Origin of the sequence: Haloferula sp. BvORR071, assembly GCF_000739615.1 — a bacterium.
Taxonomy (GTDB): Bacteria; Verrucomicrobiota; Verrucomicrobiia; order Verrucomicrobiales; family Akkermansiaceae; genus Haloferula.
On sequence record NZ_BATP01000042.1, the window covers coordinates 39,432 to 47,651 of the forward strand.

Below are 8,220 nucleotides of genomic sequence, written 5' to 3' on the forward strand. Positions count from 1 at the left end.
ATGAACCAGCCCTTCCAGTCGCGCCGCGCTTTCCTGAAGGCGCTTTCCGCTTCGACCTTGGCCGCCACGATGTCCGGCGCTCCACGCGCCTTTGGTAACGTGGAGGAGGTAGTGCATCCAAAGGCGAAGGCCGACCGCTGCATCCTGCTGTGGATGGCTGGTGGCATGGCGGCGCCCGAGACTTTTGATCCGAAGGCCTACCTGCCCTTCACCAAGGGTGCACCGGTGGACAAGATCCTCAGCACCTTCCCGGCGATCGATACCACGCTCGATGGCGTGAAGATCAGCCAAGGTCTGGAAGAAATCGCCAAGCTGATGGATCGCGCGACGCTGATCCGCTCGCACGTCCAGCCGGACCTTGGCAGCATCCTTCATTCGCGGCACCAGTATCATTGGCATACCGGATATGTGCCGCCGCAGACCGTGGCCGCCCCCCACATCGGTGCGTGGATGGCGCGGGTGTTGGGCCCGGCGAATCCGGTCATGCCCGCATTCGTCAATATCGGCCAGCGCCTCGAAGGCATCGGCGAGAGCGAGGAGCTGAAGTCCTTTACCACCGCCGGCTTCTTGGGCTCGGAATTCGGACCATTCAATCTGCCTTACCCGGATGAGGCCGCCCGCTCGGTCCGCCCGCCCGAGGGAATGGACGCCGGGCGCTTCGCCAACCGCTACAAGCTCTACCAGAAGCTGGTGGACAGTCAGCCGGACCGCGACTTCATGAGCGACTACCAGCAGGAGTCGATGCTGCGCTCGCTGGAGAATGCGCACCGCCTGTTAGGCTCGAAGGAGAAGGATGCCTTTGATCTGACCCGCGAGCCGAAGGAAGTGCTGGATGCGTATGGGACAGGCCGTTTTGGCCGCGGCTGCCTGCTGGCCCGGCGTCTTGCCGAGTCCGGGGCCCGCTTCATCGAGGTCACCACCGAGTATGTCCCCTTCGTCCACTGGGATACCCACGAGAACGGCCACGAGACCGTGGTGAAGCTCAAGCAAGAGGTCGACCGGCCGATTGCCCGCCTGATCCGCGATCTTGAAGAGCGCCACATGCTCGACCGCACCTTGGTCATCATCGCCAGCGAATTCAGCCGCGACATGATGATCGAGGGCGTGCCCGGCTCGGTCGCGAAGGATCAGGCTCGCGTGAAATCGGACACCTTGGAGAACATGACCCACTATGGACTGCACCGCCACTTCACCGGCGGCTCTTCCGTGGTGATGTTCGGCGGCGGGATGAAGAAAGGCTATGTCCACGGTGCTACCGCGGACGAGCGCCCCTTGATCGCGGTCAAGGATCCGGTGAGCATTTCCGATCTGCACGCCACGATTTTCACCGCCATGGGTATTAGCCCGAAGAGCGTGTTCGAGGTGGAGAAGAGGCCTTTCTACGCGACCCAGGACGGGAAGGGGAAGGCTGTCGAGACGCTCTTCGCCTGAGACTAGGGAGACTGTTCTTCCCTCCCTTTCCTTAGCAGGGTCGGTTTAGCCGGGGCCCGCGCTTTGGCACGATTTGGGAATCCAATTTCGCGGCCCTTCCGTGACGAATCTGTCACAAGTCGTAGCTGCTAGGGTCTCCCGATTCCCATTCCGCAGTGGACGAGGGGGTGGACCTTGGCCGCCAGCGAACCCGTGCAGTCCTGCCGGGACGCGCGTCCCCACCCCGAAAACCCGATGAAACCCAGAACACTTGTTAGCCTGCTTGCGGCGCTAGCCGCTACCCCTGTTCCGGCCAATACCCTCCTCTTCGCGGACAACTTCAACGTCGCGAATTCCACCAATTTCGACGGCACCTCGTCGGCCGGTCGCTTGACCGGCAGCCTGGCCTCCAGCGTGGTCTTGCGCTCGGCCCGCGTGCAGCAGCAGATTCAGGACAATCAGCTGCGCCTGATTCTCCCCGCCAGTGGCGGCGGCGGCCGGGTGCGTTTCCAGAATCCTTCGCTTTGGTTCGACTGGGCGGCAGGGGCTACCGGGACGAGTATTCTTGCGGATGGCGGACTTCGCGTGGAGTTCGACTTCGTCGCCACGGACATCACCTCGGCCAACTGGGTCTCCTTCAACATGGGTCACTCCAATCAGGCCGCGGGTGAACCGGCGACCCGCGTGAATCACGCGGCCACCGACTACGGGATTCTCTTCCGCAACAACGGGGCCACCGAGCGATTTGATAATAGCGCGAACAAAGGCGCAGGCGGCAGCACGACTCCGGTCCTCACGGCGCGCCATATCGTGATCGACTACGTCTTCAGTTCCTTTGCCGACGCCGCCACCGTTCGTGCCCGTTCCAAGGTCGACGGAGTCCAAGTGGCGGACGATACCTTCAATTGGGACGGAAATGCCGGGGTCCTCTACATGGAACTGGAGACCAATCAGGTAGGCACCCTGATCGACAACTACTCGGTTTCCACCATCCCGGTGGAATACACCCTGGCGTCCTCCAAGAACACCGTCATCTCGGGAAGCGATCTTGGTGATCTGGTGGCGACGCTCTCGGGCAGCACTTTTGCCAAGGGGCCCGAAGCTTCCGTTTTCACGCTCGTGTCCGGGACGGGAGATGTCGACAATGGCAAGTTTCAGATCAACGGCGATCGCCTGGAAGCTAAGAACTACGACTTCACCCAGGACCCGGGCGGCACCACTTACCGGATTCGTGTCCAAGGCACTGGCAGCGTGACCGGCGGAACGATCCAGACCGAGCTGGTCCTCACCTCGATCAAGGATGATGATGAGGACGGTCTCCTGGATACCTGGGAAATCCTCCACGCCAATGACCTGACCTCGCTCAATGGCCTGGCCTCCGGTCCCGGGCCCGGTCCTGGCACCGGTGACTTCGATGGCGATGGCATCTCCGACCTGCAGGAGCAGACCTACGGAGCCGGACTTTACCCGGGCATGAGCCCGACCTCGAAAGACAGCGATGGCGACGGCTTGTTCGACAATGAGGAACTCGCCGGCGCGGGATTCCGTCTCCCGACGAATCCAGTTCTCGCGGATACGGATCGCGACGGTCTCAATGACAAGGCCGAGTCGAACAAACTCGCCTTCGTGGACGCGAATGACACGGGTTCGAATCCTGTCGATCCCGACACGGATTCGGACGGCTCGCGCGATGGCTTTGAGGTCGCGCATGGCAGCGATCCGATGGACAGCGGCTCGAAGCCGGCCCTGCCACCGGCATTCGCTCTGGTTCCCCTCACGGATGACGAAAGCACCGGGATTTCGACCACCAAGGTCTACAGCCATCTGATTAGCGGGGGTAACGAGACCACGCTCAACGGCCTGACCTTTTTGGAACTGAGCCCGACCACCACGCCGCCGAACTTCTCGTGGACCACCTCGGCGGTCGCGAAGTCCGAGGTCAATCCCTTCACCAATGGCGACTGGGTGCCTGACACCGGCAATGTGACCGGTGCGGATCTGACCAATCTTTTCGGCGCTTTCACCTATTGCTCGAATGGCAATCCGGGCGTTAGCCAGACCTTCACCCTCAGCGGTTTGACCGTGGGCGGACAGTATCAGCTCAAGATCTTCATTCGCCCTTGGGATACCGAGGGCTCAGGCCGCCCGATCGATCTGATCTTCACCAATGGCAGCTCGGTCGAGCAACCATTCGGTGCTCTGCGGGAAGACCGGCCGGGTGCTGTGCTGGGCAATGGCAACGAACATTCCGCCTATTACCTCAGCTACAACTACACGGCGCAAAGCAGCTCCCTGGTGATTGACGCGAAGGTTCACGAGAGTGCTGCCGCAGCCAGTGGTTCCTTCCACCTCTATGGCTTGGCCAATGAAGTGCTCTCTGTGCCAGCCAGCCTCAAGATCACCGGAGTCACCCGGAATGCCGGTGGCGATATCCTGATCAACTTCACGGGTGCGGGGGAAACCCAGTATCATGTCACCAAGTCTCCTGATCTAACAACTCCATTCGGCCCGCTCGTGCCGCCGGTGAATGTGACCACGAATGTTGCCGGAGCCGGCCAGGCGATCGTGCCTGCCAGCGAAGCAAGCGAGCGCCGCGAGTTCTACCGGATCGAGAATTGAATTCCCCAAGAGCCGGTACGTTCGAAATCCCGGAATCCATGCTGCCACGAGTCAAGACTCACAGATTGGCAGGGAATTGGAATCCAATTGCGTCGTCAGAATCCACCACCGGGCTAAAAAGCGTGCTGATAGATACCGGTTTCCACCCAAGGGCCGGCGCTTGGCGTTAAACCCTCCTGACGCCGGGGCCCTCGGTCTGGAACCGGGATCGAAGCCACCCGACCCTCAAAGGCTTCCTGATCAAAATAACCCACCACAATGAAAATGACCCCGACTCCGCAATGGGCTCTGCCAAGGCATTTCCTTGCCGCAGTGCTTCTTGCTGCCCTCCCTGCATCCGCCCAAGTCATCACCAATCCGAGTTTCTCGTCGAATAATTTCACGACGTCACCCGGATACGCCAATCTCAATGGCGGAGTGATTACTGGCTGGACTCTCTCGAACCCGAACTTCATCGGCCAGAATCACTCGGCGACAGCTTCGCCCTTCATGAACAACGGGCAAATCCCTACCGGGCCCAACGTTCTATTCATTCAGGCAGGTGCCAGCGCCGGATCGAACAACGTCAAGACCACGATCACGGGACTGACTCCCGGCGTGAAATACAACGTCTCGTTCCGGGTCAATGCTCGCTACCAGGGCACCACCAACCTACCCAACTTGGTCTTCTCGACCGACGGTACCGGTCCGACGGTGGCTGCCGAAGTGACCAACGTGGCCACAGCCCTCAACACTACGCCCTGGAAGTATGTTGGCTTTGAATTCACGGCCACCAATGCGAGCCACGAGATCACAATCGCGAACACCAAGACTGTCGGCGATCACACGCTGCTGGTGGATGATGTGACCATCGCTCCATCCACTGGGGCTTGGTCCTTCGCCCCTTGGACTGGTGATGCGGATTCGGGGATCGATTCGCAGTATGTTTATACCCATGCCCACAGCTTTGGCGGGGGCGCTTGGGTTTCCACCAAGATCAATGGAGTGGATTTTGATATCGGCGATTCTCCCGGATCGAACCGTTTCGCGATCGCCGATCTGGGCAATATCTTCTCCAACCGGACTCCGAACAACGTGACGGGGGTCAGCGGGAGCTTGGCGAAGGACTTCCGCTATGGTGGGCCCAATCCCTCCATCACGCTGCAGAACCTGAAGCCGAACACCCAGTACGTCTTCACTCTATACGGAATCGGTTTCGATGCCACGGGAAGCCAGCGCTCGGCAACTTTCAGCAGCAGCCTGAATAGTGAGAAGTACACGGTAAACCTGACCCATTACGGCCAAGGTAACGGGCTCAAGGTCAACTATGCCTACACCACCGATGCACTCGGCAGCCCGGTTGTGATCAACTATCCCAATCACGGTCCGGGATCCTTCCACACCAGTGGTTTCACCAACCGTGAGGCGGTGGCCAGTGCGCCGGCACCCGTTTGGACATCGCATGCCTGGTCCGACGACAGCACGTCCGGGATCAGTTCCAACCACCCCTATACCCACGCCTTCAAGTTCGGTGCAGCCACCAACTTCAATGTCAACGGGGTGAATTTCACCGGGATCGCCGGTGCCAACCCGGCCGGAACCGGCTATACGTCCTCCAACCTCCCCAGCTTCTACAACAACGATCCTAACAGTGTTACCGGCTATGGGGCGCCCTTGGCCAAGGACTTTGTGTATGGCGGCTACCCTGAAACCCACACCTTGTCCGGTCTTACTCCGGGCCAGGCCTACGTTTTCACCCTCTATTCGGTGGGTTGGGACGATGGCACCCGGCGAGTCGCCCTCATCGGCGGAACGGGCGAAGGATCAAGTGTCCTGAACCAGGATAGTGGTGGCGGCAACAACCAAGGGGTATGCTTCGAGTACCACTACACGGCGAGCGCAGCCGGCACGGCCACCATCACCGCGTCCGGAATCGACGTTGCCACCACGACGCCGTTCGACCGGAAATCGATGCACGTCTACGGCATCAGCAACCGCGCCGCTGATCCTTACGTGGCGAAGGCCCCTGAGTTCACTCTCCAGCCGACCGGTGCCACGATCGGCATTGGTTCGAGCGTGACCCTTCACGGCGAAACCGTCGGCAGCCCGAACATGACCTATCAGTGGAAGAAGGGGGTCACCGATGTTTCAGGTGCCACCACTCCGGTCTTGGTTCTCAACGATGTCTCCGGGGTCGATGCCGGCTCCTACACCCTGGTGGTGACCAACGGGTCCGGCACCACAACGAGCAACCCCGCCGTGGTCAGCGTGCTGGAGAATATCCCCGGATACAGTGGCTCCGGTATCGGCTTGGACGGCAATGTGCTGGCTGGCGGCCAGGTAGATCCGCACTACAAGCTCATCGTCAATCCCGATGGACCGACGGATACCGTCTACGTCCAAACAGGCTTGCCGGGTTCCTGGCTGGCAAACTCCCCGACTTCCCAGTGGATCGGGCCTCGTGCCAACAGTTCTGGAGCTGCTGGTGCCGGTTCCGATGCCGGTGCCGGTGCTGGTGTGTATGTTTACCGGCGCTCGCTGGATCTCACCGGGTTCGACCTGAGCACGGTGGCGATCTCCGGCAAATGGGCGACGGACAATGCAGGCGTGGAGATCCGGGTCAACGGCACTCCCGTGGGCTTCCCCAACACGACCGGCGTCACCTTCGGAAACTATGTTAACTTCACCATCACCAACACGGCCTTCCCGGGTTTGCTGACCACGGGAGTGAATACCATCGACTTCGTGGTCCGGAATGAGGATGCCGTCTCCGGTTTCACGGGCCTGAGGATCGATCAGTTCGCCGCGATTGGCTCGATCCCGCCGGGCACTGCTCCGCACATCGCGGAACAACCGGTGGGTGGCAATGGTCCCCACAACGGCGCTCTGACATTGGCAGTGGCTGCCAGCGGTTCCTCGCCGGTGACCTACCAATGGTACAAGGGCGTGACTCCCATCGTCGATGCCACCAGTCCGGTGCTCCAGATCCTGGTCGACGATGCAACGGTCGCGGGCAACTACAAGGTTCGCGTCACGAACAACGTCACCTCCGTGGATAGCAACGTGGCAGCGGTCACCGTCAACAACTCGAATCCGACCACGGAGTTCGACGCGGCGACAACCCCGAAGGATGTTCCACTTCAGATCGATGTGGCTGATCTCCTGTCCAACGATTCGGATGCGGATGGCGATGTGGTGGCCTTCACCAGCGTCAGTGCGACGAGCAGCCACGGTGGCACTGTGGCGCAGGCCGATGGTGTGATCACCTACACCCCGCCGGCCGGCTATACGGGTTCGGATACATTCACCTACACGGTGAATGACGGGATCTGGGGTGGCACCACGGTGGAATCAGTCTTGGTCACCGTGACGGCACCCAGTGCCAGCGCTCCGACCAACATCAATATTGCCTTCGTCAGTGGCGACATCGTTGGCACCTTCACCGGCGCACCGGGCGCGACGTACATCCTGCAGCGTTCGACGACCTTGGCCGCCGGAAGCTGGACCGATGTTGATACGAAAATAGCACCGCCTTCGGGCTCCGTCTCGGTGACGGACGGAGATCCGCCCGCTGGCAAGGCCTTCTACCGTATCTCGTATACGCCCTGAGGGCCGCACTTTAGGACCTGGTTATAACAACGGCTCCGCGAGCGCCCGGAAAGGGTTCTCGCGGAGCCGATTTCGGATTCACCCATGATCTCCCGCCCGCTGTTTCGTCCCCTTTGCCTTGTCGCCTTGCTCGGCGTTTCCCGATTGTGGGGAGATGCGGTGGTGACCATCAATGAGATCCACTACAATCCCTTGGTCAGCCAGGATGCGGAGTGGATCGAGTTGCACAACCAGATGGCGGTGAATGTGGACATCTCCGGCTGGTCGCTGGCAGACGGCATCACTTACAAAATCCCGGCGAATACCGTGATCCCCGGCGGCGGCTACCGGCTCATCGCCAAGATGCCGGCACACGCATCCCTTGCTGGCATCCCGGGGGTGCTCGGCCCCTTCACCGGCAATCTCTCCAATTCAGGCGAGACCATCGACCTGCTCAATCCGAGCGGGCGCCTGATGGACCGCCTCACCTATTCCGACTCCGGCGACTGGCCGGTAGCTGCTGACGGCGCGGGGGCAAGCTTGGCCAAGCGCAAGCCCGGGCTCGCCGCTGCCAATCCCGCCAACTGGCGCGCCAGTCTCAATCCCGGCGGTTCACCTGCGGCC

4 protein-coding genes are annotated in these 8,220 nt (G+C 60.9%); all 4 read left to right on the forward strand.

All coding sequences use genetic code 11. From position 1 onward, the window contains the following. Positions 1-1,431, forward strand: a complete 1,431-nt coding sequence (locus BV071_RS23035) for a DUF1501 domain-containing protein (protein WP_035612216.1) — start codon at positions 1-3, stop codon at positions 1,429-1,431. Between the two features lie 234 nt (positions 1,432-1,665). Then, positions 1,666-4,029: a hypothetical protein gene (locus BV071_RS23040; RefSeq protein ID WP_035612217.1), complete on the forward strand. Its 2,364-nt coding sequence runs from the start codon at positions 1,666-1,668 to the stop codon at positions 4,027-4,029. A gap of 264 nt (positions 4,030-4,293) precedes the next feature. Further along, positions 4,294-7,617 (forward strand): cadherin-like domain-containing protein, encoded by a 3,324-nt coding sequence (locus BV071_RS33525; RefSeq protein ID WP_265594765.1) that lies wholly within the window; start codon positions 4,294-4,296, stop codon positions 7,615-7,617. Between the two features lie 84 nt (positions 7,618-7,701). After that, positions 7,702-8,220, forward strand: a 519-nt coding sequence (locus tag BV071_RS23050) for a lamin tail domain-containing protein (RefSeq protein ID WP_035612218.1), incomplete at its 3' end; no start/stop codon positions are given.

What these genes read in the sequence shown, in the direction of transcription:
- BV071_RS23035 (WP_035612216.1), top strand. Translation starts at nt 1, where the DNA reads ATGAACCAGCCCTTCCAGTCGCGCCGCGCTTTCCTGAAGGCGCTTTCC.
- BV071_RS23040 (WP_035612217.1), top strand. Translation starts at nt 1,666, where the DNA reads ATGAAACCCAGAACACTTGTTAGCCTGCTTGCGGCGCTAGCCGCTACC.
- BV071_RS33525 (WP_265594765.1), top strand. Translation starts at nt 4,294, where the DNA reads ATGACCCCGACTCCGCAATGGGCTCTGCCAAGGCATTTCCTTGCCGCA.